Source organism: Shimazuella sp. NTD247 (genome assembly GCF_059510415.1).
Genome location: NZ_JCAJZU010000002.1, coordinates 220,302 through 245,601 on the forward strand (window position 1 = coordinate 220,302; position 25,300 = coordinate 245,601).

Sequence of the window (25,300 nt, forward strand, 5' to 3'; positions counted from 1 at the left end):
CTTACACTAAAGGTTTTGTGTAAGTATTTGTCGAAATAATCAAAAGCATAAAACTAAAAGGTGTGATGACATGTATAACATCGAAGCTGGAGAAAGACGTTCCAATGTAGAACAGTATCTTGGAAGGACACATAATTTGGTACTCAAAAAAGAGGAAGAGATTAGGGGAGGTACTCGTTGTTTTTATGGTCATGTAGGAGATAGAATGGGTTTTTTTGAAATAGTTTATGCTGGAGATATAGTAATTGATAGCAAAATTCATAATGAAATTGTAGAAATAATAGCAAAAGAAAAAATGGAATCACATTTAAAAAGTGTTTCAAAGATTGGTCGTGAAAAGAAAAAAGTGGAATTTAATCTAGATATGTTATTTCTCGAACCCATAGGATCAGCAATTAAATCTGATAATGGTTATATACAGAAATATGGTAAGAAAGAAAACGGTAAAGCCTATATAAAAATACATATTCACTATGATAATTCAGATATTGTGATCGATTCTAATTTAATAGAGGAAGTTATGGAAGTTGATGAGTAAGTTTAACTTGAAATATAGCAAGTATCATAGGATAGAGTGTTTTCAAGTTTGCCCTGCTACGATAAAAAAATTTTCATTTCCTAATTTCAAAAATTACAAATTAACGAAAATGAATAAAGAAGGGTTATTTAAAAAGAAAAATCATACTAATGTATTTGCTATTTCTTTGAGTTCATTTCAATTTGCCAAAAATATAATAAAAAAGTGTCCAGAGATTTCTCCTCTGATTAAAGATTCATCAACGATAAAGGGATTAGAAAATCTAGATGACATCAGTGGTGGAATTGACTTTTCAAACCATCTAAAAGATCAATTAAAAAGAGATCCCTCTACTATAAAATATCTTTCAGAAGATCTAAAATTAACTTCCAAATTCAATGAAGAAAACTTCGAAGAAATAAATAAGAGATTGAAAATCTTTTATATGAAGTTAGCAAAGCAATCTCCAGATGAAAGTTTCTTACAAATGAAATACCTAGAAACTCTGCAAACACCGGAAACAGTTTTCAAATTTGCACGATCCTTTGCTTTCCGCAAATCAGGTCCCCTTCCAAACCATGTAACCAAACATTTAAAACAGCTTGGTTACACCGATAAAGACTTAAAAGAATGTATGGCTTTAGCGGCACTCCCTGCTGTCTGTCTCACGGATCAAGAATACAAACGATTGTGGAAAATGCGGATGGACTGCCCAGTACCAGATACAGCTTATCGGATTATGGGGCAGCAAGATGTGGGTCGGTATTTGACTGGAGAATTCAATTCAATCTGTGGATTTTGGGCGGATGCCGTGCATTATGAAGGCCAGCCGCATGACAAACTGATCTATGATCTCCTTCGCCTCGATTATCCAGATTCTCAATATCATTCGAATCTAGACAAGTTATATACGATTCGCTTTTCGCCCAAACATGTAAAAGTAGAAGGCCAGATTCCCTTTTTGAACCGCATCAAACTCTTCGATGAAAAAAAAGGGAAAATTTCCAGTAATACGCCCGGTAATCCGTTTACAGGCAATGGATGTACGGCTACTCGGGAACCAATCATCATCCCCGAATTTGAAGCTGTTTTTAGCCGTTCGATCCCCTTAGTCGAAGAACAAACTTGTATTGGATATTTGGATAAGAATGGGAAGTTTCATGAAGAGTATATGTTTTATAAAGGAAAATGGGTCGGTTTCAAACAATATGAGAGCCATAAGGAGATCGAAAAATTGATCTCTGCGATTGAAGTAGGAATAGCACAAAAATCTCCCGAAAAGCCTGCAAAACATTCCGAGCAAGTTCTCGATCGATAATGTTCATATAAAAACAAACGCTATCTCTCAAAAACGAGAAATAGCGTTTTTCGCTATTACTTTGCACTATTAGTTATGAAAAAAATGCCTTCTGTTCCTTTTTCTTAACTGATTAAATTATAGAAAGCCATCCTCCTGATCCGACTAGGATTATACAAGGTGATAACCAACTTTTCTAGTAAATTACCAAATTTATGTATGAGATAATATTTAATAATGACAGATTATTGGAAATATAAGAAGAAAAACATCTTCTCTTGCATTCATTACTTTGAACCTCGAATTATTGTGCTATAATTTTGATTACCCAAATAATTACATAAAGTATGAGGTGATAATGTGAAGCTTGGGTTTAAATCAAATGATTTTATTGGCAGAGACCAAGAACTAACGAGGCTGCTTGATATATATGAGAAGACAAAGCAAGGAAATACAAATGTTGTCATTATCGAAGCGGATACGGGGATTGGGAAGACGCGTTTGATTCAAGAGCTGTATCACTACTTAACCATCCATGATGATGTGAATGATTACTGGCCGGATAACCTCGAAGATACAAAACATACGATGACGATTGTGCCCGAATTTGATGTACTGGAAAACAACAGAGAACTCCAAATGCCATGGCTGTGGGTTGCGATGCGATGTCAAAATCAAGATGAACGCAATAGTCATTTTCATACAACAGCGCTTAATCAGATTCGAAAACAGATAAAGCTGCACCTCGGGGGATTGATCGAACGTAAACGACAAAACGCCGAAAATATCAAAGCATTGCGAAATGGCATCTCGCTCTTTATTAATTATGCTTTCCCCGGAAGCGGCGCTGCTTTTGGACTGATATCCGGGATATTATCCGGGATCGACAATGGCTTAAATACATATGAATCCATTAGAAATTTATGGGACAATTGGCGCAAAAACAAAGAGAGTAAAAATGATCGAAATACCATTCTTGCCCATCAAGAGTATACCTCGTTTATCGATCAAACGCTGGATATCTTTACAACTATTTTTACCAATAATAAAAATCACTCCAAACTTCCACTAATTCTCGTCATCGATGATGCCCAGTGGGCAGATAAGCTCACATTAGAATTTATAAATAAATTAGTAGAAACGGCTAAAGAAGAAAATTGGCCGATTTTAATTTTATGTACATGTTGGGAATCAAGTATGAAAGAACAAGCAACAGAAACTGATCCAGATGATTTAATAAATTTCTGGACATTGTTAAAAAAACTAGAGCAAACAACTTATACACACCTGTTAAGGATGAAAAAGTTACGCAATGTAGAGATTGAACAGATCATTAGCATGGAGCTGCAAAATCTAAATCGATTTGCAAAAAAGAAGTTAGCTCTTAACTGTAGTGGAGATCTGGAAGTTTTATGGGACTCGATGAAAAGGCTGAAACATACCCCTGGATACTTAGATGAGAACGGAAAACTGCTGGTTCCTTTGTCTCGATTAAACTTCAATTCCAATCGAAAAAAAGAAATCGCTCGTGAAAAAATACTAGAGCTTGGAATCGAAAAAGTTTTATTGCTGGCATGGGGCAGTTCCCAAGGGATTAAGTTTTATAAACCATTTGTAGAGCAGTGTCTGCACAAATTCACCTATGACAAGATTAATGTGAAAGATTTCTATCCATTAGAAACTCCACATAATATTATTAAAATAAAAAAACACCCCTTGTTTGAAGAAGTTTTCTCCTTCAATCGGCGTTTATATTATGAAATAGCAAGAGAAATATTAGAAGATTTGCCTCAACGATCTATCATCGAAGCGATGTTACTAGCATTTTATAAAGAACTGATCACCAGTGGAATGATCGATGAATTAGACAGCTATGAACGCATTACGATCTATGAAGAGTTTCGATATCAGGTGGAGAAAAATCACAAACAAGATACCCTCCATGAGCTGTATACTGCATCAGGTATTAAGCTCTTAGAACTATGTTTGCAAAATGGATTTTTTACAAGTTGTATTGAAATTGGGGATAGTTTAATAACAAAGTCGACTCTCTCTCAAGAAAATTACAAATATGTACTCAGCATCCTGATCAAAGCTGCTTTTGATGTGGGAGATGTGGTATTAGAGGAAAAATATATCAAACTATACTCCGAAAATACGATAGTAAACAATGAGAAAGATCACGATTTACTCGGTCTGTTGTATAAATCGAAATATCACCAACGCCGTTTTCATACAGAAAAAGCGATAACACTTGCCGAAAAGGCAGTGAGCAAACTCCCTTCTACTTATGACTACCAAGCTTATAAATGTTACGAACAGTTGGTCAATGCATATTTTTATGCTGGATTAAACCAAAAAGGATTCGCAATTATTGAAAAGATGGAGCAAGAATTCGTTCGCTTTCTCGAAGACAACAAACGGACAAAAGCTTCCTATTATCACAATGTCGCTCTGCTCTGTCATAATGTCGACTTAAACCAGCAAGTCATCGATCGAACGACGGTTTGCAAGACAACTTACTTTGGTTTTCATGATCGTTATAATCATATGTTATCTTGTGTGAATCTAGCAGATGGATACATGGGTATTGGATTGTTAAAAGACGCAGAAAAGGAAATACAAAAAATATACAAAACTGCAAAATCGAGTACATGGATTAATGCCCAGAACATCGCAGCGATTTGTTATGGAAATATACTCGCAGCTCAAGGAAGATTGTCCGAGGCATTTGATTACTATGAAGAAGGCATCGAGCTGTCCAAACAGATCCAACACAATTGGGATCTTTACTATGGACTCATTTGGCGTTCGGTTTACCTGGCCAAATTCGGTGATCCAAGTAGCATTCACAACTTAATCAACTACAAACGAGAGTGCGATAACAGAGGTTATCAATACTTATCCGCTCTAGCAGCAACTTTTTCGTTACTTGCTTGTCTTTTTTTATCTAAACAACATCTGCATAGTAAAGAAATGCTATCCTCTATCGATAGGCAAGCCACTCCTGGATTATATGCTCAAGCAATCGCAGCGTATATTCAATTGGAGAGGATTGATTCAGAAACCGAAATCGAATTCATAAATGAAATGCTGTTAGCTTCCTTAAAGTGCGAAGGAATCAAAGGCTTTCCAGAAGTAATATCTGATTATATCGCTAATCTAAAAAATCATACGCAACTGGATCAAAGCCTGCTGTCTTCCTTTCAACAGTGGACAGATAAGTATATAAAACCTGCACAGGAGTGCAAATTAGAAACAAGAAAACGATTAGAAGATAACTATTCAGAAACTCCAAAAATAAAAAGCTGCGGATTAACTTGCGAAGCAATCTGCTGCTACGATGGCGTATATTTATTAGAAGATGAAGAACAAATGCTAGAAAATACCGTCGCTCGACATCCAGAATATTTTACTCACTTACCTGACGAATTTGTTGTCGATGGAAACTGGCTGGATCTTCAGACAGGCAGAAAAACAGCAGTACGACCTCATGTATACAAAACAGAGAACTTCCCTGCACATTTTGAACAAACCCGATGTGTTTTTGCATTAGATAATGGACTCTGTTCTTTGCAAAAAGCAGCAACAGAACTCGATTTCCATCCTTGGAAGTTCAAGCCAACAGCATGCTGGTCTTTTCCTATTCGTTTAAAAGGGGCACAAATTTTAGGTCCTCCTGACGAAGAAGAACAAGACCCTGATTTTGTAGATGAATCCTATCCCGGTTACAGCAAGTTTGTCCCCTGCGGCAAACATCAAGAAAATGGCACGAGTTGGGCAAGACATTACCAGCAAGAGTTGCAGTATTTGCAGCGAAAAATGAAGAAATAAGCTTATTATCTGCCCAATCTTATGATAGATATTTCGACTCCCAACCATCTAGGGGGTCTTTTTATGCTCCATGAAGCAGTAAAACCAGCTAATATCTTGTCAAAGTATCCAGTGAAATCATATTCACTTCAATCTGGACAATCTGGCATAAAGATTGTTTTCAATTTGGGAAAGTGTTATGTTCAAAGTATCGTCAGTGGGAAAAAGTCCACTGAATGAGCGGAGGAGCAATTGTGCCTGAAATCGTGAATGGTGGAGTAACAATCCAGAGTTTCCATGTCTCTCCTGACGAGAAAACAGGGTTGTGTGGAGATCTCGGAATCAATCTAACCGCTGGATACACTCGTGAAGAATTGATCTCTTCTCTGAAGGAACAGATTCTTCGGAACAAATCCGTCCTTACCAAGTTTTACGTGGAGTTCTACCTCCCGGATGGTTACACTTTGTTTTTCACGTTCCTAATCGGAAGCGAATTCGACACAGAGAAATACGTGGCGAGGGGCGAAAAAATTTCCTCGCCGGAAGCCATGAAGGTGATCGCATTGGCTGAGGAGATTCATCGCACATTCTTTCCCCAAAACTGAACAGGTATCCGCTCACTGGCGGGGTGTCTTTTGACACCTCGCCAGACTGCTGAATTAGATTATTGCTTTCACAATTTAAAGCTTTCACCCTTTTACACATCAATTCCTGCGAATGGATTCATCTTTTCCCTTCTCTTCTTCCTATGTTGCTGGAAACCCCATTTCTCTAGTCCTACCATAGCTTCGCATGTGATACGAGATCTTTGTCCCAACCAGCTCAAACATTGTTAAACAAAAAGAGGAATACTGTATTGCATACGAAATATTCTTTCCAAAAGAGTCACTCGTTCTACCGGCTAACCTTAATACTGAGACCTTTTTCATAAAAAAAGCATCTAGTTTTTTCTTTAACCGGACTCTATAATACAAAAAGCCGTCACTGGACGGCTTTTTTCTATATTCGCTGCCTTTATTTTCTGCGTCTGGACAACTGAATATCGCCCAGACATGTCCCACTAACGCGTGGGATTGACTCCACGATTGACGAAGGTCACGCCATGAATCGGCGGATTGGAAGACTTACCAGCTTCGATGAGCTGATCGTTTCCCCAAACTGGCTTGGGCTCCTGATCGGTCTCGATCCAGACCCTGACGTCCTTCATTCCCTCCGATACACGCACCTCACACAGAAGGTTTGTCCCATCTGTACCCTTGATGGGGATATCCTGCTCCTTAGTGAAGTCAGCGTCTTCGATCACAACACGAGTAGCAGTTACGATCATGGTGTAAACCTCTCGAAAGTCAATAGCTGTAGACTGAAGCTCAGCCTAACATCATTATAGGTGATAGCTGCTCTTGCATCTACTATCTTTTGCACCTCACAAAAAAAGCTGAAGCGATTCCATAAAGTTTTGCACCCTTTCCGGCTGCAAATAATAATAGATGCGTTTTCCCTCCTTGCATTCTTGGATAAACTGTTCTTCTTTCAGCAGTTTCAGATGATACGACAATTTCGAGGACGTGATGTTCTCGAATTGCATAAGAAGGTCTTCGGGACATACTGCTGTCGGCACGACTTGGCAGACAGGCGCACTGTATGTACTTTTTCGACCTTCTTTGAGCAGAAGCAAAACCTTTACACGAATAGGGTCACTGAGTAAACTCGCTGCTTTGGCGATTCCGGTATTGTCATGTGTTTTCATGAGTTGATTATAACATATCTGTTGACATTTCAAAAATTGTTGAGATATAATCATCTCAAATAAATTTGAAATGAAAGGGTTTGTTATATCCATGCAAAATGCGATGGCTGCTGCTCAACCAAAAGCCAAACATCTAGGAATCATCCTAACATTGTTGGCGATTGCCCAGCTGATTTACTCCCTCGATATTAATATTGTATTTGTAGCTTTACCCGAAATTGGTCGAGGACTTGGATTTACGGATCAGACCTTACAATGGGTCATCAGTGCCTATACGATTTTCTGCGGTGGATTTATGTTACTAGGCGGACGTGCTGCTGACTTAATTGGACAAAAGAAAATGTTTATCTTTGCTTTATTCCTATATGCTTTTTCATCATTATTGGGAGGACTGTCTTGGAGTATCATCGTTATCGTAATGGCGCGGGCTCTTCAAGGAATTGGTGGTGCATTGCTTTTTCCAGCTACTTTGTCCCTGATTAATCGCCTTTTTGAGGAAGGTCCAGTGAGAAATCGCGCCTTAGCTGTTTGGGGTGGTGCCGGTGCAAGCGGATTGACAATTGGCTCGCTTTTAGGCGGGTTCCTAACGAATTCTTTTGGATGGGAAGCAGTTTTTTATGTCAATGTTCCTCTTGCTGGTATCGTTGCTATTATCGCAATGTTTATGATTCCAAAAGATTCAGCAATGGATCAAAGTCGGAGTTTTGATCTGCCTGGAGCTTTAACGGTTACAGTAGGAGCCACTCTGTTCGTATATGTATTGGTTCAAGGTCCAGAGGCGGGATGGCTGTCACCCAGCATTATTGTAACTGCAATCTTATCTATCCTTTTCTTGATACTGTTTGCCACTATTGAAAAACGAAGCAAAGATCCGTTAATTCCAACTCATCTCTTACATAATCCCAATCTCCTTGCAGGTTTAGTTACTACTTTTATTTTCATGGGCACATTTGGTGCTCTTCCCTATTTTTTAACGAGTCTCTTTCAAAATGTGCAGCATTTTAACGCATTGCAAACAGGTCTAGCTTTTCTTATTCCGTCGATCTCGATCGCCATTGGAACGCAGCTAGGTGCGAAACTTACCACTCGTTTCCAGACTAGAACCGCACTCCTGCTAGGGTTTATCATCGGCATAATCGGAACCGTTCTGCTTCCGCTTGGGGCTTATATCGACAGCCAATACTGGATTATTGTCCCTGGTCTAGTCATTTCGGGGATTGGTCAAGGAATTACATGGACTTGTATGTGGATTGTTGCTTCCACAGGGGTTATTGATAAAGAACAAGGTGTTGCTTCAGGAATTGCTTCCACTGCTTTAAATATCGGAAACGCTGTGGGATTAGCCATTTTGATTGCCATTGCAAATACTGGTATTCACGGACAAACAGGAACCGCTCTGTTCTCAGCTATGGCTGCCGGTGACCGCACTGCATTTTATCTTGCAAGCGCAGGAATGGTGCTTGGCATTATGATCGCACTTACTTTACCTCGTCACCAGAATAGTTAACAAGATTTAAAGTTTCACAGTTTTAAAAAAGATAAGAAAGAGCTATCTTTTAGTGATGGCTCTTTCTTATCTTTAATTGAATAAACATCACTGCAATGATTTAGACAATACTGCTCCCTATATAAGTTTCTGCTCATCCGCAGCAAATGCAATCCCAGCATCATTTCTCGCAGCATCTAATACTTTCAACACGGAATAACTATAATCCAATAAATCATAACAAGCTTTTCGATCCTCGCTCTTGTACATGTCATAAAATGCCGCTGCTTCATAATACATTCGATTGGAAACGGTTTGTACGTTTCGTTCTATGGTTTCATCATCGGTATAAATCTTTATTTTGGGACAGGTATTTGCTTCTCCATTTACATGTATATAGCCAATCTCTCCTTGGATGAGCACAAAATTCATACTGTTTGTGTCTTTGCAGCCGACACACTCAGCAATAAAATCTTGGTATTGTAAAACGAGTACTCCAGAAGTATCAATACCGTTTCCATGTTTATTCGCAGTGTAACGAACAGATTCCGGAGATCCAAATAGATTCATCACAAAGTGCAAATTATAGATATTTATATCCATTAAAGCTCCACCTGAAAATGCCGGGTTAAATACATTTGGTGTCTGTCCGGCAAGCAATTGGTTATATCGGCTGGAATATTGGCTGTAATTGCATTGAATAAATTTAACAGGCCCAAGTTTTGCGACATTCTCTTTGACCAGTTTGTAATTTGGTAAATGAATCGTTGTGACCGCTTCAAATAAAAACAACTGTTTTTCTTTAGCAAGCTCCATCAATCTCTCCAATTCCTGTGTATGGGAAGCAAAAGGTTTTTCACAAATGACATGCTTATTGGCTTGAAGAGCTTTCCATGCGTGTTCAAAATGGAGGCTATTTGGAGATGCTACGTAAATGAAGTCAATGGATTTATCTTCTAACATAGTATGTAGATCTGTATAAATGGTTGGAATATAATACTTCTCGGCTAATGGCCGAGCGGTACTTTCCTTGCGGGAATACATCGCAATACAAGAAACGTCTTCTAGTTCATTTAAAGCAGAAAGAAAAGTATCTACAATTGATCCTGTTCCTATTGTTGCAATTTTCATCTCATCATGCTCCTTTTTTATGTAAAACAATATTCAAAAAAGCCGTCTGAGGACGACTTTCATTCTTATCAAATGGTGTGTCTGGACAACTGAATGCTGCCCAGACGTGCTGAGAATTACTTTTTACCGCTGTTGACGAAAGTAATCTCATTCACTGCATATGTTTCACCAGCATAGACAATATGATGCAAACTCCACTTACCATTGGATTTCATGAATTTCAATAATTTTTCCATACCCAGTAATTGCCCACTGGTATAGAATCTCTGTTCCATTTTCGGTTGTGACAGTGTCTTTATCAAACTTAGAAGAAAATTTTTCATCCTCGATCTCAATCCGGCGGGTCATGAATATCCCTTTCTAGGATAGACTGTTTCTCAGTCCTATGATCATCATAGATTATATTTATCCCTGAATCTACTATTTATCCATTTACTTCTATGCAATCCGCAGCATCTAAACAATTACATCGAATTATCGTAATTACATGAGCTGACATAATAAATGCATGATAATGGTCTTTTGAGTTCTATTTCAAATCTGCAAAAAACACATTTCACCATATTGTCACATTTACCCTTCATCTGGTAAAATAGTATTACTTAAAAATTTTCTAATGATTTAGCCTTCCATTGGAAAGAAATCGAATCTGAAAATAGAAAGGATGGGCTTTCAAATGGAAAGAAAAATTGACAAAATCTTAGCTCGCATCTTACCTGGAGGACTACCTCAATATCCTGGACTACCAGAGAGATGGTTTCTCTATCCATATGGAATCACTGTCCTCTTTTTTGCAAGCGTTTTCTCCATTTATTTTATTACCATTCGTGCAATTATTGAATATCATCAAAATCCAGTGGGGATACCGATTATTTCAGGAGCATTCCTAGTCGTACATTTTGCCGTTTTCGTCTTTCTGCTTCGTGCTAATATTCGATATTGGTTCACACCATTATCTACACCAAAGACGTTTGCAGATTTTGTTTCCTTTGCTAAAGTAGTCAAAACAAGAGGAAATCAAGAACAACAAGCACTTCTAAGAAAATATATCAGCTCTGCATTTCCTGATCATGATATCAGCGAACTAGGATTTGAATAATTTTACCGCTATCTTGGAAGCGTTATCAAATTCCGTTAAAATAAAAAGTGACCCATTATTGGTCGCTTTTTATTTTGGGAAAATGAGGTGTTTTCTTTGCAAATCGCGCAGCATTATTTGGAAACATCGATCCGCAGCTTTCAGGATATGAAGACTCTTGGTGATAAAACATTTGCACAGCTAAACAATGAGGAGTTACATTGGAAACCTTCTTCTGAATCCAACAGCATTGCCATTATTGTGAAACATATGAGCGGCAATAGCAGATCCAGATGGATGGATTTATTTATCAGCGATGGCGAAAAAGCCGACCGCAATCGAGATATGGAGTTTGAAGGAGAATTTAATAACAAAGAAGAATTAATCGCTGCTTGGGAATTGGGCTGGGGAACTTTATTTCAAGCATTGGAAAAAATCTCTCCTGAAGATATATTAAGGAAAACGAAAATACGCGGAGAAGATCATACCATTATCCAAGCGATACAGCGGCAAATCGCACACTTATCCAATCATGTTGGACAAATTGTCTACATCGGAAAAATCATTAAAAATGAAGATTGGAGTACATTGAGTATAGCAAGAGGACAGTCACAACAATATTTAAAAGCGAAATTAAATCAGAACGAAAACAAAAAATAACCTATGAGCCTCTTAACAGTGATAATTGTGGTACCTAGAATATTCAAGAATATATAGATGGAAGAATAAACAACCTGAAATTTATATTCATACAGCTGGTAAGAATAGCTATCTCACTATTTTATAGAAGAAAACTGCACCTGAATGTTAGATACAAACTAACAATCAGATGCAGTTCTTTTTTGTTAAATTTCAAGTGAACTAGTAATGAAAATCATGTCATTGGATCATTTATATGAATCTAAATAGAATGATTGTATTTTTTGCACCTCCCTCTTCAGATGTAAGGATCTGAAGAGGGAGGTCACTCCTTATGAAAATTACGCAGTAAACATGCTCTTCCTCATTGCGTAGACCGTCATGTCGTGCCAACCATCAGCACACCACATGTACTCCTTGCGAACGCCTTCACGTACAAATCCCATCTTCTCAAAACAACGAAGAGATGCATGGTTCTTCGTGGAAATATCCGCCTCCAGCCGGTGAAATCCAGCCTCCTCAAAGGCCCACTTCATCACTGTGTATACCGCAGCACTAGCGATTCCCTTCTTCTGAAAACGGGGACTGACGGCAATACGACTGATGGTCGCATGATAATGAAAATAAGAGATATCCGTGAGCGAGATGATACCCGCGATCTGATCGTTCTCATTGACGATCAGCCATGGGAGAAGACTGCCCTTCCAACACGCATTGATCTTACCTTCGATATGAGCTTTTGCCCTTTTGCTACTGTTAATGACTGCATTACCCAGGTAGTAAGGATACCAGAGTTCCTCATGCCCTAAAGCATGGTAAAACTCGGCAACCCGGTTGAGTGAATATGGAACAAGGCTATAGCCGTTATTAGTGTGGAGGACAAGGCTTCCATTCAAGAACTGTTCAGCCGTGGGAAGGTTGAGCTTGTTCACTGGTAATTCCTTTGTTTGGAGTGGGAATTTTCTGCAAAAAGATTATAACACAAAGTTAAAAAACTTTGCAGGTTAATAGTATAGATGCTTTTTTCGTTTCTCACTATTTCTTGAAAGATCATTTTAGAGAGGTATTCTCTTCTGGAAACTTGTTTCTTGAATTTTCTGATTGATAATACTAAAATAAAATTAAGATGAATCTGAACCGACTTTGGAGGTCAAGATGACCACGACCGAAGCTCTAAACAAGTCCGACGACGAAGTCCCGATCGCCAATGTAGCCGGAGAGGCTGCCGAAACGATCATCGAGGATTACGTTGCCAAGGGGATCTTGATTTCCGAGCAGCTCGTTCCCGGCGGGAAGATCTACGAAGCAGTCAAGAAGGCCTACGACACAGAGTCCAAGCGGCGTGGGTACCCGCAAATCCGCGAGACCTCAGAATTCCAGACACAGAACGCGATCGACCGTACGCTCAATCGGCTCCTTCGGACTGCATACGGCTACTGATCGTCTACCTTCAAAGCACGGGTTAAACGGCGGACCGCTTAATCAATGAATAATTGATCAAGCGGTCCGCCGAGTCATTTAAAAAAGTACATTAAGTACATGCAGTACTTTCCAACAAGTGATTTATCATAATCAACACTTTTTCTATTCTTTAAATCTCCTGAGTCAAAGGAAGATATCCTTTAATCCATGATCTTTTAAGCGGCATCGCTTTAATAAACGGAAATGGTTGTTAAGACTTTTATAAATAAATTCATACCAATATAGAATCCCTTATAATATGATTGTTATAGTTGCAAAATATAGACATCGAGGGGTTGTTTACATGAAAAAAATCATAACGCTTCTATTTACTCTTACCCTGATATGTGCCTTTATTTTACCAAATTCATCTTTTGCTACACCTCAGAAAACAAAGCATTCGACACTTGTGGCACTCGGTGATTCCATTACATTTGGGTATAATTTAGGAGAAAACAATGATTCACCATCGAAATATGCTTTTCCTTATCTAATTGGATCTCAGTTAAATAAAAACGTTGAAAATTTAGGAGTTCCTGGCTGGACATCCGATGATTTGTTACAAGCTTTGCAAACGGACAGGTTTCGAACGGCAGTGAAACATGCAAAAGTGATTACATTAAATATCGGGAGTAACGATATATTAAAACTCGCTTCCCAATATGGATTGTTAAACCCAGAAAATGCACAAAAACCAATTCAATTGACTCCTGAGCAGCAATTGGGCTTCCAACAGGCAATCCAACAATATGCAGTGAACTTACCTGTAATCCTGCAAACGATAAAACAGCTTGCTCCTTCGGCAAAAATTGTGCTGTATAATCTTTATAATCCATTTCCATCTTCATTTGTTTATTTGCACCCGATATCAGAGTCAATGATTCAATTACTCAATACAATCATTGCTACTAACGGGTTAAATTTTCATCTTCCTGTCGCTGATGCACATGGAGCTTTTGATGAAAAACAATTCACGCTTGTGCGTTTAGCCCAAAATGATGTTCATCCAACGATAGAAGGGCAACAAGTTTTAGCAGATTTAGGTGAACAAATCCTTCATAAAATGATAAAAACACAACATTAATCTACTCACTTCGTGTTGACGAATTGGAAAATATATTGTTATATATTACCTGTAACATTTACAGATTAAATGGAGTACACCATGGAAAAGTTGGGAAATCTGATTATCCTTGAAGATGATGATTTTCAATCTGGTTTAAACCACAAGAGAATCTCCATCTCAGAAGGACACCACCTCGTCATTCGATGGTACGAAGTTCTCCCGTTCCAGTCTCATATCGGTCCCTCGGAGCAAAGGATTCTGGATGTCTATCGTTTGGTAAAGCAAGAAAATAGAGAACGTGAATTTTTGGCTAAACGGTTACGGCCATGTGAATCCGCCGAAGTGGAAGGCATGGTATTTGAGAATAACTCCATGAGTGAAGTTTGTTTCTCCCATTAGACTCGTAAAAACCCCCAGATACTCTCGTACTTGGGGGCATGTTTTTTTATAAAGTTGTTCTTCTTCCATATTTTTTACTTCCATTTCAAATCTATTTCAAATTCATTTCCTATGGATATAACCTGCTAAGTTGTCATGTCTCTAAGTTTACCGTTTTCTGAAAAAAATCTTCTTACTGCGTTCCTACATGTTTATTCGACCAATCGATCACGGCTTGATAATAATCCGTTGTGTTGCGTTGGTAGTTGAGATTATGACCAGCATCTGGAAGGACATATGCATCCAAATCCCCTGTATAAAAAGCCCTTTCCCGCAAAAGAATTGCTGTTTTATTAGCACAAGACAATGCGATATTACAAAAGAATACGTCTTTGGACCCCATTACTAAGTAGACAGGGACTTGTATCGTCGGAGAGATGGTTATAGCTGAAAGTAAACTGACCATGTTATCTTCATTCGCAACACCTGTAGCTTTGGTAAGATCATCAACATCATATATATTCGGGTCCGTATCATCGGGGTTGTAAAAGAATTGTCTCGTTTTTTTCAAAAGAGATAAATAACCCGGAGGTAAGTTTGCATCTTTAAACACTGGGTCTTGGTCTGCTGGCACTGTACCTGTTATTAAGTTCAATACATCCGTATTAAAGGTATGAAGCAGGCCGGTAAGGATCAGTCCATCTATTTTCCCAAATTTCGCGGCTTCTACGACAGAAATGATCGAACCAAGGGAGTGACCGACTAATACGACTTTTGGAAACTGATAACCTTCCACATCTCCAGCACGCAATTGTTGAATAACTTGATAAACTATATAAGCATGGCGATCAACCGTTATTTCATCAGCAGGCGGTATACTGCTTTTCCCTGTTCCCAACCGATCTAGACTCAAGGTTGCGTAACCTGATTGACTCACAGCATTCACATAAGAATAGGTCTCTGGTTGGTATGGAAAATCCCAATAGGTACCTTTCAGTGTAAATCCAGGGACTAATACATGAATGGTTTTTCCAGATGGATCTCCTTGGCTGCACAGGTTCCCTGTCACTTGATAAGATGCTGGCTGCCCTTGTTCTAAAGCCACCGGAAAAGAGTGACTGATACATTGTTTCGTAGTAGACGTAGCTGCGAAACTAAGAGATGGTTGAAACAAGATAGATATAGACAAAAATAAAACCCAAATGATAGACAGAGGACGATAGACAGCTAAATACATAATTCTTCCCTACCTCCTATATGGATAAATACATGAAAAGATAATTCAATTTATATCATAATATTTGCTATTCTACTATTTGCTTTTTTTACAATAAAAAATCTCGATCAAAATGACCGAGATTTTTACCTTTTTTCTGCTTTTATTTTAAAATGTAGTACCAATAAATCGCGGTTTCCTGCTGATGCTCCTCTATCCCCTTGTATAGATAAAAATCAAAACCGCCAATTTGAAATCCACATCGCTCATAAAACTTACATGCAGGAACATTATTTGTCTGTGTTTCTAACATGAGTCCAAACAATTTATGTTCCCTTGCCCACTTCTTTGCTCTATCTATCAGTTTTTTGCCAATAGCTTGATGTCTGAAATGCTTATCGACTCTGATATTTTCTACATAGGCAAACTCATTCCAATTTCTTTTTACTACAATCTCTCCTACCACTTGGTCTGCTAACAGCGCTATAAATTTTGTATTACTAGGATCATCTTCTTCATCATCTCGATAATTTTTTATATAAGGCTTGACTGGTTTTATCGTATAGCTTATTTGTTGATTCGTGACAGATAGCTCTAGTATCGAATCAACTAAAAAACTCCCGTCGAGCATTTTCGCTTTATTTTGGTCTCCATCCATCCATTCTCTAATACATACGTCCATCTTTCTTCCTCCTAGTAGAAATTAATGAAAGCATTGAATGGATGGGAGGTGCTCGAACTTAATAAAAAAAATATTTATCCATGCATCATAACCTCTGTTTCTAACGTTTATTTAATTTTACCAAATCCATCAACATGAAAATTGCACAAAAAAAAGAAAAGTGCCTGTCAAGTCACTTTTCTTTTCATCTATTAGTTTTGTTTTTGAATTCGTAAAGAAAGCGCACCGCCAGCGATCAAAGCAGCACCAAGTACAATCGCAGTTGGGTAACTATTAGCTGTTTTCGGCATCGTTCCACCATTTGGTTTGGTTACAACTGGTGTTTTACCGCCATTGTCAGTTGCTGGTAAGGTGGTTGTTCCACCACTATTTGCTGCTGGAGGGGTAGTCGTTCCGCCATTATCAGTTACTGGTGGAGTAGTTGTTCCACCGTTATCACTAGCAGGCGGAGTGGTTGTTCCACCATTATCAGTTGCTGGAGGTGTGGTTGTTCCTCCATTGTCGGTAGCTGGTGGAGTTTCCGTACAATTGTTTACTACAATCTCTTTACTCCAAATGGATCCTGCTGGTTCAATCAAATGATAGATATAGTGGCCTTCTTTTCCATTGTCATTTTTGGAAACATCATAGGATAGATTATGTACTTCCCCTTTTTTCAAAGCCGGGATCTCACCAGTAGCGATTTTTTCCCCTTGTTTTGGATTACCATCTTTGGACCAGTACAACTCGTAGTGACCAGCTTTTTCACTATTTCCACGCTCGACTTGAATGGAAACATCCAGCTTTTTGCAGTCTCCACTCACTTGAGCTCCCCAGTTACATGCTAGAGCCATTGTTGGTAAGGCAATCACCATGGTAGCAGCAAATGCTCCAGAAACGACTTTTTTGAACATTTTGCAAATTTCCCCTTCTCTTTGAATATTCATAGTTGTTTAATGAAGATATATTTATTTTAATAGATAATTTTATTTTTGAAAGATACTATTCATGTCCTTTCCTTGAATTTTATTTTAATAAAATATATCATTTCTACATTTTAGAATAAAATCAATTGTGCGGTGAAATAGATATCTCTACTTCACCGCACAATAGACAAAAGGCTACAGAATGAAAATCACCATTTTATTCAGCTTAGCAGCCAGATTGCACTGAAAATGCAGAAGTGCACGCAATACATCTTCTTGAGTCTTCTTTCCCTTTAGGAACTCACGACGTGTTCCCTGCAAGTGGCTGATCGATTCCCCCAACTTCATTGTAACTCGACCAATCGCAACTGCTTTCCGCGTTTTTCGCAGTCGCGGGTACTTCTTCAATCCCTGTGAAAGTTGATCGGCCAATTGCTGGTCAGCAGGATCAGCAATCGAAATAAACGTCGGTATCTCCAAGATCTTAATCATCTTAGGGCCTATGTCACCAACCATCTCATCGACTGAGGATAAATTGCTGACTAGGATACGAATCTGACCATCCAGGATGTTGTGAAGACTAGCAGCTACTTGTTCAAGTCGCACCATATGTTCTGGATTATTGACATCAAAATCATCTGGCAAACTTACTACTGCTTCTTTCAGGTTTCCCATCTGTCTTCCTTTTCTCTATGGTAGGACTGCCTACAAATTCATTGTAAACAATATCGTCTGTTATTTTCAAAAATTATTTATTGTAGATAAAAGAAACCCGCTATTGCTAGGGGAGTATAGGAAACGTTTTTTATTTAGAGAATAATCTGACTCCTGAAATCAAAAATAATCCCTACTTCAAACATTCGCTTTCATCCCACGATTCAAGTTGTGGGTTTTCTCACTCGCAAATCTATAAAGGAAATGTGGTGCAGGGAGAAACACATCTCCCTGCACATCGCCGAACTACAGAACAAATACAAATATTGTTTCACATAGCCTAGCGAGATAGAGTTGGAATGCCATCAGAGCTGCTTCGATCTCCGCCTTATTACGCTTCTGGCAAGCCTGTTCCAGATTTGTAATCGCATTTCCGATGGTTCCGTTTGTACCTCCAATTGGCGCGAAAATCCGAAGGCGATCGTACACCCTCTTGTTGTTTTTCATCGCATCAGCCAGTTGGCTTGCTTTCACATGATTACGACCAGCGATAATGATAGTCCTCGCTCCCACTTCATCTCTCGACTTCAATAGCAGTGGTTCAAATGCTGCAAGCAGCTGCACCACACTTGCTGAAGGATTACCAGTGTGAATTCGGATCGGTCGGCCAGTCATCTGAGACAGTCTCTGACAGAGACCGTTAATCGCTGCAGTCTCCTTTTTTCCGCCCACATTAAAATTACGAGGAACGTTGTCTTTTATGAATGCAGCCAGCTCGCTCATAGACCATCCTTTTTCATCGGCATAGTCGCCTTGGTTCTATTTTAAATTGAAATGAATATCAAAGCAAAAGGATAATTTCAAACATTTCCTGTACAATTGTTATAAGTACACGTTGATACTTATCGAGGTGAGAAAAGCTATGATGCGAATTCCAAAAGCGGTATACCCAGGAGCACAAATTGGCATCATTGCTCCTGCTAGCTCCGTCGATCCTTCGACAACAATGGAAGCTATCGAGCTGTTAAGTGAAGCTGGTTATACACCTGTACTGGGAAATGCCATCTTTGATCAATATGGTTTTTTGGCAGGCTCTGATCAAGACCGTCTGACTGATTTGCATCAAATGTTTGCTGATCCTGCCATTGACGCTATTTTTTGCTTGCGGGGAGGTTATGGCTCACTTCGAATCGTGGATCAAATCGACTATGATCTTATTTACCATCATCCAAAATGGTTGATTGGATATAGTGATATTACAACACTTTTAAACGCAATTTATCAAAAAACCGGAGTAGTCGGAATCCATGGTCCGATGCTCGCTGAGCTGCCTGCATCTTATCCATCTGCATGGTGGTCAAGATTATGGCATCTTCTATCTCATTCCACCGAATCTTATTTTTTTCCAAAGTCAAAAAAAGCCCAGTGCCTTTTTCCAGGAGAAGCAACAGGACCGATAATAGGTGGAAACTTGACTTTATTAGTGGCGTCGCTTGGAACACCATATGAAATCAATACCACTGGGTGTATTTTGTTTATCGAAGAAGTAGGAGAAAATCCTTATCGTGTGGATCGAATGCTGACACAACTTCGACTCGCTGGAAAACTACAGGATGCAACGGGAATTATTTTTGGTGATTTTACCGATTGCAAAGCACCAGAAAATAAACCCAGCATTCCCCTTTCGACTGTTTTGTATGAACACGTGCTGCATCTGTGTAAACCTGCATATATGGGATTTCCTGCTGGGCATTCTCTGCCAAATGAAGCATTTATCATTGGTGCTCCAGTTAAAATGGATGCAACCAACTGCACCTGCATCTTTTTTCCAGAGACTCATCTATATTAATATACTATTTTCCCACTCAGGATAATCAGTTTGTTATCCTGAGCTTTTCGTTTTTCGAAAACTACCAAATAGGAACAACAGACTCTGCTCCCATTGCTAGCTTCAGCAGTAGAAGAAACTTTTTAAGAGCGTCCTGAAATGTGGTTGCATTTGTCTTTTCCAATTCAGAAGCTGCTTGGTAAAGTTTCCCGCAATTACGATCAGGTTTTAGAGAATAAGAAATCTCGACTCGCAAAATTACCGACTTGCCGAGGAAATCCGACAGAGCATTTCTCAGCTCTCTTGTTGCTCTGTCTGCTGCGATTGCAGCTTCTCCATGACCAACTTCAAATACCTTCTCCAAGTACGCTGCTTCGTATGCAACCTGTACTCGTAAAGTGGCATCTACGATTTTTCCCATTTCTCATTCCTAGGTTGTATACGGACCACTTTTTTTATTGTAACGGAAGATTGAAAAGTCTGCAAATTACATCAACTGACAAGATCTTGTATTTTTCCAATGGTTCCTTCTTCAAAATATTTTTTTAATATCTTTTCTTCTGGAATAAAGCCAAGAGATTTACCAGATTGATCCAATATTTCGAATACATGATAGTACTCTTTATACCAATTTCGAATAACAATAGATGTTTGAATTGGTGTTTGCAGCTCTACCTTTCGTATGGGAACATCATAAGATACACCATTATGGTGACGGTATAGTAAAAAACGAAGGTATTGCAAATGGTGTGATCGTAAATGTTTAATATTTGTCATTAGCAGAAAAAGAGCAATCGTAAAAAGCGGAAAAGAAGATACAAAGCCAAGCGCAATTAAAATAATGGATAAAATGATACTGATCCAGTAGGTAAGATGGATACAAAAACGATATGGTAAAACATAACTAAGAATTGCTTGTAACACTCTGCCCCCATCTAGTGGATAAATTGGAACCAAGTTAAATAATGCAATAAAGAGATTGCCTTGAATAAAATAAGTTGTCCAAGCTTCACTCCACCATCCAAAATGAAATGCGAGTAGACTAAACAGAATCATCCAAATATGATGAAAAGGACCAGCTAAAGCTACCACAATTTCCTCTTTTGCTGGAACAGTTCCCCATTCATCCGTTTTTGCTACACCACCTATTGGTAAGAGTTCAACCGACTGAATTCTCCAACCATATGACCATGCTGCTACAACATGTCCCAGTTCATGAATGAGAACCAATATAAAAAGGGTAATAATCTCTAAAAAATGTCCCGTCCATACAGAAATCACAACAAGTAACCAAAAGGTTGGATGCAGTCGAAATCGCTGGAATTTCGTCATCATGCATTACCGAAATGGAATAATTCCTGTAGGGTCGACAAACTGCCCTTTTTCTTGCAGTGCCACATATACAAAATATTGATTACTTCTAGCAGTCACTTGTCCAATCACTTGCCCTTTTTTTACTTGTTTATTTATATTTAAATTTACTTTTCCTAGCAATCCATACCATGTCTCTTTTCCATCAGGATGACGAACGATGACGGTTTGTCCTATCCCAGGTTTGTTACCTACAAATGCTATCACTCCACTTTTTGCAGCTAATACTGGTACATTTTTGGATAATTGCACTACTACTCCTTTTCGTTGCTCATTAAAAGTTAAAACAACTTTTCCTTGCACTGGTGCTGCCCATTTATCCAATTGATTTTTTTCATTTTGGAAAACAGGTAATAACGTTGGGCGACTGCCTATTAATTCTTGATAATAAGCACTTAATTTGTCATATGGCATTTTTTGATTCCAAGCGGTAGTGATCCATTGCTCCGTCGATGAATACCTGGTACCAATAAGAGTGATAAAAAATAACACAGCAGCGGCTAACATCTGCATAAGAAAAACATTTTTCCGTTTATTCTCATTTTCTTCTGGTTCATTCCATCGCATAAATGTTTGATCTTCTAAATCTGATTCTATTTCTCTCGGCTCCTTCAACGCCCCTCGGTTACCCTCTAATTTCTTCTCTAAAGAACGTATTTTCTTCTCTCTATTTTTAATCAACTCATATCCCCAATCAGCCATCTTATCCTATCCCTTCATGCTCGTACCAATTTGTACAATCATATGATGAACACGTCCTTCATATGCTCATTATGTAACCAAAAGGAGGACAGGAAAAAATGGCAAAAATAAGAGATTGGCTCAATAAAGTATGGGTGACATCCCTTAAGTGGTGGAAAACAAAACTCCCCTCAAAAAAAGCAAATTAGAAAAGGCGGCCTAATAGCCGCCTTTTCTAATTTGCTTTTTTCCGTGAATTATCTTTCAAGCTGTAAGGGGGAAATTTTAGGGAAACAACAACGAAATAAATCATTATAAAGACAGAAACACAAAATACTATAATGAATCGTTCAACTATTAATACCAAGAAAGATACTAGATACTAGTTTAGCACCTAGTCTCCTTCTTTATTATGTTGTCAAGTCCCAAGCAACGCGTCCGTGAAACCAATCCGAAGCAGCTTGTGCTCTCTTTTGTAATTCATCTTCATTTGATCCTTCGACTACAAAAGAAGCAATATGGTCTACCTGACTGACAGGGTCATTATAGTTTTGGCCTACTTTTCCAACACTCTTGTATTCTACAACAAATTCAGGAGGTTGTTCGGTTGGCAAAGCAAGTAATGTCCCTTTTTTCGGTGGCAAAATCATCCATGCTGCAAGAATATCGGGATTTTTTTGCTTTTCAAGTGATGGAACTGGAACAGTCTGTCCACACTGCAAACGCAAAGAAGCTTCTAGTAGATTAGCACCAAACGCATGCTCATTCATTTGTGCTATGCGTCCACCACCGGTTCGGCTTGCAATCTCTACTAATACGATTTGATCATCTGGGGTGTGAAACCATTCTGCATGGAAAGTAGTAAACTCTGGGGTGGCTAAGCTGTTGATCAACTTTTTCGTCATTTCTACTAAACGTTCTGCAATACTACTTGTTGGGGTTAGTAGAAAAGCCCCTTGATAATCAGTAGTATGGAAGTGTAGAGGTGCATCATAATACTTAGAAGCACTAATGAAAGCCAGTTTTCCTTCTTGTACTATCCCATCAACATGGTAGACTTCACCCTCGACAAACTTTTCTACTGCAATTTCTAGAGGAACTCCGTGAACAAAAAATCGTTCTAGATCTTCTTTTTTCTCTAGTACAGTTGTCCCCGTCGATCCTCTACCAGTAACAGGCTTTACGACAACTGGAAAATCGTATTCTTTTACAAATTGGATGAGATCGAAAGAGGAATGAATGCGACGAAACTTTGTAACTGGTATACCATCAGCACCAGCAACTTCTTTCATACGCACTTTATCCCGATATTGTTCAGCGCTATCGGAACGCTGTCCATTGAGGTCAAACCAATCCCGAATATTAGCAGCTCTTATGATATCCATTTCTTTTAAAGCAATTACGGTATGGTATTGGTAGGTTTCATACAGTTCTATCGCCCGTAGTTCAACGTTACTATTCACGTCGTATGAGTCAAATGCTTCAATATAGGCATATTTTTGCTTGGGATAACCATCAACGTACTTTCGATCTGTTAGTAAAATCAGATCTTCACCCAAATCACCTAACAACTCATCGTATGGACAATCTGCATGGGAAACTGCGTTTAAAATTAAGATACTCATTGGTTCCTCCTCTTTTTTTAACATTTACGGAATCTTCTTCCAAATCCCCTATCAATCCATCCTCCCCCAATATAATTATATCTTTTTATTTGAAGCAATCAATCAGTTATTTGCAATAGTGAATGAATTTTCTTTTTAATTCCTAAAATATTACTTTTTTGCTTAATTATTGTCTATAAATCTATTTGTATTTTTATCCATCAAAAAAACCCCTTTCGGGGTTGATCAGGCAAATCCAAGCCATTTTTTCATTTTGCCTAACATATTTGGTTCCTTCTCTTGAACTAGCAACGGCACCATCTCACCCATAATTCGCCTTGCTACATTTCTGTAGGCCTTACCAGCAAATGATCCACTGTTCCAAACTGCTGGTTCACCGGCATTACCGGCTCGAATAACATGTTCATCGTCTGGAATTACTCCTAATAGATCAACCGAAAGAATAGAGACAACTTCCTCCACGTCCAAAATTCCGCCATCTTTTACTAACTGTTTGCGAAAGCGATTAATAATTAACTTAGGGGTTGCAATTCGTTCTTTTTCCAAAAGTCCAATAACTCGATCTGCATCGCGCACTGCAGTGTGCTCTGGTGTCGTAACGACAATAGCTTTATCTGCTCCAGCAATTGCGTGTTGAAAACCTGATTCAATACCAGCAGGACAATCAATGAGAATATAATCAAATTGATCTCGTAACTCAGCAATTAGTCTACGAAGTTGATTAGAACTAATTGCACTTTTATCTTTCGTTTGCGCAGCTGGCAACAAATATAATTCTTCGCATCTTTTGTCACGAATCAAAGCTTGATCAACTCGACATTGCTCTTCAATTACATCCACAATATCATAAACAATTCGATTCTCTAACCCCATCAATACATCTAGGTTTCGCAGACCAATATCTGTGTCTATTAAGCATACTTTTTTTCCTATCAGCGCCAATGCAGTGCCTATGTTAGCGGAAGTAGTAGTTTTTCCTACTCCTCCTTTTCCAGATGTTACAACAATGCTTTCTCCCATTACTGGTCCTCCTCCCTAGCCGAATCTTCTACTGAGCTCTTTCCATTCCATTTCGGGACGAATATGACTGAGATGACTCATTTTATCTACTGCGATCTGGTCTTTAACAATATAAGCAAAACGCATATGATTTTCAGATTCTTTCCACTCATCCGGTGGACGGGAAATAATATTATGAATACGTAATTGTGTTGGTCGAAATATCGATGCTGCGATGATTACGGATTCGTCTCCATCACTTCCTGCATGAGCCAATCCTCGAAGTGCTCCTAATATAAAAATATTGCCAGTTGATTGAACACACCCGCCTGGATTTACATCACCCAGAAGTAACAAATCTCCATAGTGCGATAGTACTTGTCCGGAACGAACCGTCCCAGTCAACATTTCCATTTTTCGAGGAGCATCTATTAAATAAGGAATACCATCGGACTCTAGTGTATGAACATGTAAATTTTTACGGGCCGCAAATATATCACGCATATCTTGTTCTTCACGTCTAGTAATCTGCCTTTTTCCTAATTTCACCTGTACTCGCATATCAGGACCATTCCAAATATGGGATGCGTTTTCATGCAGTAATTTATGTTTTAATTCATTAAGCACTACGGAAAAGGGGAGGTTATCATCTAAAAAGAAAAGAAGTCCATCTTTGGTACCTTTGATCAATACACTTGGTTTTACTACCTTTGCCATCTAGCTCAC

Annotated in this window: 27 protein-coding genes; 11 read left to right on the forward strand and 16 right to left on the reverse strand. The window is 38.6% G+C overall.

The genetic code is table 11. The annotated features are described in order from the left end of the window. The first annotated feature begins 70 nt into the window (after positions 1 to 70). The 4 genes from AC5WOC_RS05480 (at position 71) to AC5WOC_RS05495 (ending at position 6,232) form a co-directional block, all read left to right on the forward strand. The gene (locus AC5WOC_RS05480; protein WP_496054392.1) at positions 71 to 538 is read left to right on the forward strand and encodes a hypothetical protein; all 468 of its coding nucleotides are present in this window, start codon (positions 71 to 73) and stop codon (positions 536 to 538) included. Beyond that, positions 531 to 1,835 (forward strand): hypothetical protein, encoded by a 1,305-nt coding sequence (locus AC5WOC_RS05485; RefSeq protein ID WP_496054393.1) that lies wholly within the window; start codon positions 531 to 533, stop codon positions 1,833 to 1,835. The genes AC5WOC_RS05480 and AC5WOC_RS05485 overlap by 8 nt, the downstream gene beginning before the upstream one ends. A 339-nt stretch (positions 1,836 to 2,174) precedes the next feature. Beyond that, the gene (locus AC5WOC_RS05490) at positions 2,175 to 5,648 is read left to right on the forward strand and encodes a DUF3109 family protein (protein WP_496054394.1); all 3,474 of its coding nucleotides are present in this window, start codon (positions 2,175 to 2,177) and stop codon (positions 5,646 to 5,648) included. 233 nt (positions 5,649 to 5,881) lie between these two features. Further along, complete coding sequence (locus AC5WOC_RS05495) at positions 5,882 to 6,232, forward strand: hypothetical protein (protein ID WP_496054395.1); 351 nt, start codon at positions 5,882 to 5,884, stop codon at positions 6,230 to 6,232. Positions 6,233 to 6,687: 455 nt separating this feature from the next. On the opposite strand, the gene AC5WOC_RS05500 is transcribed toward AC5WOC_RS05495, so the two are convergent. Together AC5WOC_RS05500 and AC5WOC_RS05505 are read right to left on the reverse strand one after the other, a co-directional pair. Beyond that, positions 6,688 to 6,954: a hypothetical protein gene (locus AC5WOC_RS05500; protein WP_496054396.1), complete on the reverse strand. Its 267-nt coding sequence runs from the start codon at positions 6,952 to 6,954 to the stop codon at positions 6,688 to 6,690. 96 nt (positions 6,955 to 7,050) lie between these two features. After that, the gene (locus tag AC5WOC_RS05505) at positions 7,051 to 7,374 is read right to left on the reverse strand and encodes an ArsR/SmtB family transcription factor (RefSeq protein WP_496054397.1); all 324 of its coding nucleotides are present in this window, start codon (positions 7,372 to 7,374) and stop codon (positions 7,051 to 7,053) included. Between the two features lie 91 nt (positions 7,375 to 7,465). Here AC5WOC_RS05505 and AC5WOC_RS05510 point away from each other — a divergent pair, with 91 nt between their 5' ends. Beyond that, complete coding sequence (locus tag AC5WOC_RS05510; protein WP_496054398.1) at positions 7,466 to 8,881, forward strand: MFS transporter; 1,416 nt, start codon at positions 7,466 to 7,468, stop codon at positions 8,879 to 8,881. A gap of 117 nt (positions 8,882 to 8,998) precedes the next feature. Here AC5WOC_RS05510 and AC5WOC_RS05515 read toward each other — a convergent pair whose 3' ends face one another. Both AC5WOC_RS05515 and AC5WOC_RS05520 read right to left on the reverse strand, forming a co-directional pair. Further along, positions 8,999 to 9,991: a Gfo/Idh/MocA family protein gene (locus AC5WOC_RS05515; protein WP_496054399.1), complete on the reverse strand. Its 993-nt coding sequence runs from the start codon at positions 9,989 to 9,991 to the stop codon at positions 8,999 to 9,001. A 198-nt stretch (positions 9,992 to 10,189) separates the two neighbouring features. Beyond that, a complete protein-coding gene (locus AC5WOC_RS05520) occupies positions 10,190 to 10,339 on the reverse strand; it encodes a hypothetical protein (RefSeq protein ID WP_496054400.1) in 150 nt (49 codons plus the stop codon). A gap of 328 nt (positions 10,340 to 10,667) precedes the next feature. Here AC5WOC_RS05520 and AC5WOC_RS05525 point away from each other — a divergent pair, with 328 nt between their 5' ends. Beyond that, positions 10,668 to 11,090, forward strand: coding sequence for a hypothetical protein (locus tag AC5WOC_RS05525; RefSeq protein ID WP_496054401.1), 423 nt, complete (start codon positions 10,668 to 10,670; stop codon positions 11,088 to 11,090). A gap of 96 nt (positions 11,091 to 11,186) precedes the next feature. Beyond that, on the forward strand, positions 11,187 to 11,729 hold the full coding sequence (locus AC5WOC_RS05530) for a DUF1572 family protein (protein WP_496054402.1): 543 nt from the start codon (positions 11,187 to 11,189) through the stop codon (positions 11,727 to 11,729). Positions 11,730 to 12,049: 320 nt separating this feature from the next. Here AC5WOC_RS05530 and AC5WOC_RS05535 read toward each other — a convergent pair whose 3' ends face one another. Beyond that, on the reverse strand, positions 12,050 to 12,640 hold the full coding sequence (locus AC5WOC_RS05535; protein WP_496054403.1) for a GNAT family N-acetyltransferase: 591 nt from the start codon (positions 12,638 to 12,640) through the stop codon (positions 12,050 to 12,052). Positions 12,641 to 12,863: 223 nt separating this feature from the next. Here AC5WOC_RS05535 and AC5WOC_RS05540 point away from each other — a divergent pair, with 223 nt between their 5' ends. The 3 genes from AC5WOC_RS05540 to AC5WOC_RS05550 all read left to right on the forward strand — a co-directional run bounded on the left by AC5WOC_RS05540 (position 12,864) and on the right by AC5WOC_RS05550 (position 14,634). After that, positions 12,864 to 13,148: a hypothetical protein gene (locus AC5WOC_RS05540; protein ID WP_496054404.1), complete on the forward strand. Its 285-nt coding sequence runs from the start codon at positions 12,864 to 12,866 to the stop codon at positions 13,146 to 13,148. Between the two features lie 325 nt (positions 13,149 to 13,473). Then, positions 13,474 to 14,253, forward strand: coding sequence for an SGNH/GDSL hydrolase family protein (locus AC5WOC_RS05545; RefSeq protein WP_496054405.1), 780 nt, complete (start codon positions 13,474 to 13,476; stop codon positions 14,251 to 14,253). 81 nt (positions 14,254 to 14,334) lie between these two features. Further along, a complete protein-coding gene (locus tag AC5WOC_RS05550; RefSeq protein ID WP_496054406.1) occupies positions 14,335 to 14,634 on the forward strand; it encodes a hypothetical protein in 300 nt (99 codons plus the stop codon). Positions 14,635 to 14,806: 172 nt separating this feature from the next. On the opposite strand, the gene AC5WOC_RS05555 is transcribed toward AC5WOC_RS05550, so the two are convergent. The 5 genes from AC5WOC_RS05555 to AC5WOC_RS05575 all read right to left on the reverse strand — a co-directional run bounded on the left by AC5WOC_RS05555 (position 14,807) and on the right by AC5WOC_RS05575 (position 18,853). Further along, complete coding sequence (locus AC5WOC_RS05555) at positions 14,807 to 15,850, reverse strand: alpha/beta hydrolase (RefSeq protein ID WP_496054407.1); 1,044 nt, start codon at positions 15,848 to 15,850, stop codon at positions 14,807 to 14,809. Positions 15,851 to 15,992: 142 nt separating this feature from the next. Continuing rightward, positions 15,993 to 16,511, reverse strand: a complete 519-nt coding sequence (locus AC5WOC_RS05560; protein ID WP_496054408.1) for a GNAT family N-acetyltransferase — start codon at positions 16,509 to 16,511, stop codon at positions 15,993 to 15,995. Positions 16,512 to 16,702: 191 nt separating this feature from the next. Further along, complete coding sequence (locus AC5WOC_RS05565; RefSeq protein ID WP_496054409.1) at positions 16,703 to 17,404, reverse strand: hypothetical protein; 702 nt, start codon at positions 17,402 to 17,404, stop codon at positions 16,703 to 16,705. 207 nt (positions 17,405 to 17,611) lie between these two features. Then, complete coding sequence (locus AC5WOC_RS05570) at positions 17,612 to 18,091, reverse strand: hypothetical protein (RefSeq protein ID WP_496054410.1); 480 nt, start codon at positions 18,089 to 18,091, stop codon at positions 17,612 to 17,614. Between the two features lie 285 nt (positions 18,092 to 18,376). Next, positions 18,377 to 18,853 carry a hypothetical protein gene (locus tag AC5WOC_RS05575; RefSeq protein WP_496054411.1) on the reverse strand — a complete coding sequence of 159 codons (477 nt, stop codon included), beginning with the start codon at positions 18,851 to 18,853 and terminating at the stop codon, positions 18,377 to 18,379. A 139-nt stretch (positions 18,854 to 18,992) separates the two neighbouring features. On the opposite strand from AC5WOC_RS05575, the gene AC5WOC_RS05580 reads away from it, so the two are divergent. Further along, the gene (locus tag AC5WOC_RS05580) at positions 18,993 to 19,919 is read left to right on the forward strand and encodes a S66 peptidase family protein (RefSeq protein ID WP_496054412.1); all 927 of its coding nucleotides are present in this window, start codon (positions 18,993 to 18,995) and stop codon (positions 19,917 to 19,919) included. Between the two features lie 61 nt (positions 19,920 to 19,980). Here the strand turns inward: AC5WOC_RS05580 and AC5WOC_RS05585 are convergent, their stop codons facing one another. From AC5WOC_RS05585 to AC5WOC_RS05610, 6 genes are all read right to left on the reverse strand, one after another. Further along, positions 19,981 to 20,319 carry a hypothetical protein gene (locus AC5WOC_RS05585; RefSeq protein WP_496054413.1) on the reverse strand — a complete coding sequence of 113 codons (339 nt, stop codon included), beginning with the start codon at positions 20,317 to 20,319 and terminating at the stop codon, positions 19,981 to 19,983. A 71-nt stretch (positions 20,320 to 20,390) separates the two neighbouring features. Beyond that, complete coding sequence (locus AC5WOC_RS05590; RefSeq protein WP_496054414.1) at positions 20,391 to 21,230, reverse strand: M50 family metallopeptidase; 840 nt, start codon at positions 21,228 to 21,230, stop codon at positions 20,391 to 20,393. 6 nt (positions 21,231 to 21,236) lie between these two features. Beyond that, positions 21,237 to 21,971 (reverse strand): peptidoglycan DD-metalloendopeptidase family protein, encoded by a 735-nt coding sequence (locus tag AC5WOC_RS05595; protein WP_496054415.1) that lies wholly within the window; start codon positions 21,969 to 21,971, stop codon positions 21,237 to 21,239. Between the two features lie 389 nt (positions 21,972 to 22,360). Beyond that, complete coding sequence (locus tag AC5WOC_RS05600) at positions 22,361 to 23,575, reverse strand: ATP-grasp domain-containing protein (RefSeq protein WP_496054416.1); 1,215 nt, start codon at positions 23,573 to 23,575, stop codon at positions 22,361 to 22,363. Between the two features lie 225 nt (positions 23,576 to 23,800). Next, positions 23,801 to 24,595, reverse strand: a complete 795-nt coding sequence (gene minD / locus AC5WOC_RS05605) for a septum site-determining protein MinD (protein ID WP_496054417.1) — start codon at positions 24,593 to 24,595, stop codon at positions 23,801 to 23,803. 15 nt (positions 24,596 to 24,610) lie between these two features. Beyond that, positions 24,611 to 25,291, reverse strand: coding sequence for a septum site-determining protein MinC (locus tag AC5WOC_RS05610; RefSeq protein WP_496054418.1), 681 nt, complete (start codon positions 25,289 to 25,291; stop codon positions 24,611 to 24,613). Positions 25,292 to 25,300 lie beyond the last annotated feature (9 nt).

What these genes read in the sequence shown, in the direction of transcription:
- AC5WOC_RS05480 (WP_496054392.1), top strand. Translation starts at nt 71, where the DNA reads ATGTATAACATCGAAGCTGGAGAAAGACGTTCCAATGTAGAACAGTAT.
- AC5WOC_RS05485 (WP_496054393.1), top strand. Translation starts at nt 531, where the DNA reads ATGAGTAAGTTTAACTTGAAATATAGCAAGTATCATAGGATAGAGTGT.
- AC5WOC_RS05500 (WP_496054396.1), bottom strand. Translation starts at nt 6,954, where the DNA reads ATGATCGTAACTGCTACTCGTGTTGTGATCGAAGACGCTGACTTCACT.
- AC5WOC_RS05505 (WP_496054397.1), bottom strand. Translation starts at nt 7,374, where the DNA reads ATGAAAACACATGACAATACCGGAATCGCCAAAGCAGCGAGTTTACTC.
- AC5WOC_RS05510 (WP_496054398.1), top strand. Translation starts at nt 7,466, where the DNA reads ATGCAAAATGCGATGGCTGCTGCTCAACCAAAAGCCAAACATCTAGGA.
- AC5WOC_RS05515 (WP_496054399.1), bottom strand. Translation starts at nt 9,991, where the DNA reads ATGAAAATTGCAACAATAGGAACAGGATCAATTGTAGATACTTTTCTT.
- AC5WOC_RS05520 (WP_496054400.1), bottom strand. Translation starts at nt 10,339, where the DNA reads ATGACCCGCCGGATTGAGATCGAGGATGAAAAATTTTCTTCTAAGTTT.
- AC5WOC_RS05525 (WP_496054401.1), top strand. Translation starts at nt 10,668, where the DNA reads ATGGAAAGAAAAATTGACAAAATCTTAGCTCGCATCTTACCTGGAGGA.
- AC5WOC_RS05540 (WP_496054404.1), top strand. Translation starts at nt 12,864, where the DNA reads ATGACCACGACCGAAGCTCTAAACAAGTCCGACGACGAAGTCCCGATC.
- AC5WOC_RS05545 (WP_496054405.1), top strand. Translation starts at nt 13,474, where the DNA reads ATGAAAAAAATCATAACGCTTCTATTTACTCTTACCCTGATATGTGCC.
- AC5WOC_RS05550 (WP_496054406.1), top strand. Translation starts at nt 14,335, where the DNA reads ATGGAAAAGTTGGGAAATCTGATTATCCTTGAAGATGATGATTTTCAA.
- AC5WOC_RS05555 (WP_496054407.1), bottom strand. Translation starts at nt 15,850, where the DNA reads ATGTATTTAGCTGTCTATCGTCCTCTGTCTATCATTTGGGTTTTATTT.
- AC5WOC_RS05560 (WP_496054408.1), bottom strand. Translation starts at nt 16,511, where the DNA reads ATGGACGTATGTATTAGAGAATGGATGGATGGAGACCAAAATAAAGCG.
- AC5WOC_RS05565 (WP_496054409.1), bottom strand. Translation starts at nt 17,404, where the DNA reads ATGTTCAAAAAAGTCGTTTCTGGAGCATTTGCTGCTACCATGGTGATT.
- AC5WOC_RS05570 (WP_496054410.1), bottom strand. Translation starts at nt 18,091, where the DNA reads ATGGGAAACCTGAAAGAAGCAGTAGTAAGTTTGCCAGATGATTTTGAT.
- AC5WOC_RS05575 (WP_496054411.1), bottom strand. Translation starts at nt 18,853, where the DNA reads ATGAGCGAGCTGGCTGCATTCATAAAAGACAACGTTCCTCGTAATTTT.
- AC5WOC_RS05580 (WP_496054412.1), top strand. Translation starts at nt 18,993, where the DNA reads ATGATGCGAATTCCAAAAGCGGTATACCCAGGAGCACAAATTGGCATC.
- AC5WOC_RS05585 (WP_496054413.1), bottom strand. Translation starts at nt 20,319, where the DNA reads ATGGGAAAAATCGTAGATGCCACTTTACGAGTACAGGTTGCATACGAA.
- AC5WOC_RS05590 (WP_496054414.1), bottom strand. Translation starts at nt 21,230, where the DNA reads ATGACGAAATTCCAGCGATTTCGACTGCATCCAACCTTTTGGTTACTT.
- AC5WOC_RS05595 (WP_496054415.1), bottom strand. Translation starts at nt 21,971, where the DNA reads ATGGCTGATTGGGGATATGAGTTGATTAAAAATAGAGAGAAGAAAATA.
- AC5WOC_RS05600 (WP_496054416.1), bottom strand. Translation starts at nt 23,575, where the DNA reads ATGAGTATCTTAATTTTAAACGCAGTTTCCCATGCAGATTGTCCATAC.
- minD (WP_496054417.1), bottom strand. Translation starts at nt 24,595, where the DNA reads ATGGGAGAAAGCATTGTTGTAACATCTGGAAAAGGAGGAGTAGGAAAA.
- AC5WOC_RS05610 (WP_496054418.1), bottom strand. Translation starts at nt 25,291, where the DNA reads ATGGCAAAGGTAGTAAAACCAAGTGTATTGATCAAAGGTACCAAAGAT.